We start from the raw sequence: 1,511 nt of genomic DNA, 5'->3' as shown, positions 1-1,511 counted from the left end.
CCCCGGGGGGCCAGCCCCCACGGGGGGGGCAGACCACCCGGCCCCCGCGGCACAGCCCCCCACCCCCCCGCGGGGTCCGGGGCCCGGGCGCCCGCCCCCCCCGCCCCCGTCACACACCGGCGCACCGCCGCCCTGCTGACGGCCCGTCACCCCGCGGCCGGACGATCCCACGACCCGACGACCCGAACCGAGGAAGCATGGCCATTGAGGAGATGAAGGTCCGCGACGCCTTCCGGATCACGCCGTCGCAACTGCCGGACAACCGGGGCCGGTTCTTCGAGGCCTGGCGCCTGGGCGAGCTGACCGGAAGCAGCGGCCAGCCGTTCACCGTCCGCCAGGTCAACTTCTCGGTCTCCCACCGCGACACCCTGCGCGGCATCCACGGCACCACCCTGCCGCCCGGCCAGGCGAAACTGGTGACCTGCGTACGCGGCGCCGCCCTGGACGTGGTGGTCGACCTGCGCGTCGGCTCCCCGACGTTCGGCATGTTCGACACCACCCTGCAGGAGGCCGGCTCCGGCATCGGCGTCTACCTCGCCGACGGCCTCGGCCACGCCTTCCTCGCCCTGAGCGACGACACCTGCATGAACTACCTGTGCTCCGAGGAGTACGTCCCCGGCACCATGGTCGACATCCAGGCCCTCGACCCGGCCATCGGCATCCCCTGGCCCACCACCACGGGCCTGATCCGCTCCGAGAAGGACGCCACCGCCCCGAGCCTGTCCGAGGCCGTCGCACGCGGCCTGCTGCCCACCTACGAAGAGGCACTCACCTCCTACGGCCCCTCCTGGCAGGTCCCGCACCCCCAGCACCTCGCACGCTGACCACCCCCGGCGGCCCGCAGCCGCCACCCCGCCCCGCCACCACGGCGACCGCCCCACCAAGGCCCCCGCAACACCGAACACCACACCCGCACCCGCCCCCGGCCCGGCCGCCGCGCCGGGCCGCACCCGCACCGGCCCCGGCCCTGGCCCCGGCCCCGGCCCTGGCCCCGGCCCCGGCCCCGGCCCTGGCCCCGGCCCCGGCCCTGGCCAAGGTTCCGGTGGCCCCGCGGCGAGGACTCCTCCGTCCTGCGGCGCAAAACTCCTTTGCCCGCCCGCCTTTGGCCCCCGGTGCGCCGTGTGCGTGCTGTCGCGGAGCGCCCGGCCGGCTGGCCGGGAGGTTCCCGCGGGGATGCCGGCGTCCGCCGCCCGGATGCGGCGCGAGCGCCACGGCGGACGCCTCCGGGGCCCGGGCCCTTCCCTTTCACCGCCGGCCGCCGCTGCGGCGCATCGCGCCGTGCCGTCACCCACGGACGGTCCGGCACACCGGTGCCCCGAAGACCCGTACAGGTCGGGGGGGGTCCGCGGGGGCGCCGCCCGCGCGGCGGGGGGGCGCCCCGGTGACTTCGAGATACCTCCCCGGTGGCCGCGGGACCGGGCGGCCGCCTCGGCCGGCGCCGCGAGCCCCCGTAGGGCCGGCTGGTGCGCTCCGGCGGCAGCCGGACCTCTTGTTCCCTCCCTTGTCCAAGA

Annotated in this window: 1 protein-coding gene; it reads left to right on the top strand. The window is 77.5% G+C overall.

All coding sequences use genetic code 11. The features are described from left to right. Positions 1-197 precede the first annotated feature (197 nt). Complete coding sequence (locus ACFV2J_RS37095; protein WP_385097489.1) at positions 198-824, top strand: dTDP-4-dehydrorhamnose 3,5-epimerase family protein; 627 nt, start codon at positions 198-200, stop codon at positions 822-824. Positions 825-1,511: the final 687 nt, after the last annotated feature.

Origin of the sequence: Streptomyces sp. NPDC059668 (genome assembly GCF_042734135.1) — a bacterium.
GTDB lineage: Bacteria > Actinomycetota > Actinomycetes > Streptomycetales > Streptomycetaceae > Streptomyces.
The sequence above is the reverse complement of the archived record's forward strand: the minus strand, read 5'-3'. Positions and strand labels throughout refer to the sequence as shown.